Consider the following 1,104-nt stretch of genomic DNA (forward strand, 5'->3'; position numbering starts at 1 on the left):
GTCGAGGATCTTCGGGCCGCCCGGGTGGCAGATCCACGCGTCGACGTCCGCCGGCTTGAGGTCGTGCTCCGCGAGGAAGGACTCGACCTCCTCCACCACGTGCAGCCGTACCAGATCGGGCAGTTCGCGGCCCAGCACCATCCGGAAGCCCCAGTGGCCGATGTCCCAGCCGAGCAGGTGCTCGGTGCCCGGGTAGAGGCGGCCGCGGGCGGCCACCACCACGGGCCCGGCGCCGCTTTCGTGCAGGGGGTGACCGGCGCCGACCGCCACCAGGGCCCCGGCTCCGTCCCCGAAGAGCGCTCCGGCTACCAGGTTCGCCATCGAGGTGTCCGTGGGCTGAAGGGTGAGCGAGCACAGCTCGGTGGAGAGCAGCAGCGCCGCCTGCCCGGGGCGGCCCGTCAGCTGCTCGTGCAGCAGCCCGAGTCCGGCCGCGCCCGCCGCGCAGCCGAGCCCGAACAGGGGCATCCGGCGCACGTCGGGGCGCAGCCCGGTGCGGGTGACGAGGCGGGCCTCCAGGGAGGGGGTGGCCAGTCCGGTGACGGTGGTCGACAGCACCAGGTCCACCTCGCGGGCCGCCAGCCCGCCGCCGGCCAGGGCCCGTTCGACGGCCTCGGCGCCGAGTTCCAGGGCGGCGCGGACGAACCGGGCGTTGGACGTGCCGAAGTCGGTGGCCGGGCCGTAGCGCTCCAGCGGGAGCGCGAGGTGGCGCGAGTCCACCCGCACCGAGGCGTGCACCCGGCGCAGCAGGGCCGCGTCGGCGCCGGGCGGCAGGAAGCCCGCGAGGGCCTCCGTGATCCGCGACTGCGGGTACAGGTGGGGCGGGAACACGCTGCTCACTGCCAGGACACGTGTCATTGGCCCAACATAGGGAAGAACCGGCGGCTCGTGAGGAAAGGCGCGAACGGTGTGAACCGGACGTGCCGTCACGGCGTAGCGTGACGCCGTGCCCGCCCCCGTGCTCCCGGCCCCGCCATCCCCGCCCGCCGCCACCGCCACGGTGTCCGGCCTGCTGCGCGCGCTCCCACCGCGACCTTCTGCTCATATTTCGTCGGCAGCGTCTGAAGTGTATAAGTGCCTGGTTCGGGGCGTCGGGCTCCAGCAGGT

Annotated in this window: 1 protein-coding gene; it reads right to left on the reverse strand. The window is 74.1% G+C overall.

Features of this window, described 5'->3' with window-relative positions:
• The coding region (locus ACFV0Q_RS41250) for a type III polyketide synthase (protein ID WP_385013212.1) at nt 1-855 on the reverse strand (855 nt) is incomplete at its 3' end.
• Nucleotides 856-1,104 lie beyond the last annotated feature (249 nt).

The sequence above is a fragment of the Streptomyces sp. NPDC059564 genome, assembly GCF_042735575.1.
In the GTDB taxonomy this organism is placed as follows: domain Bacteria; phylum Actinomycetota; class Actinomycetes; order Streptomycetales; family Streptomycetaceae; genus Streptomyces.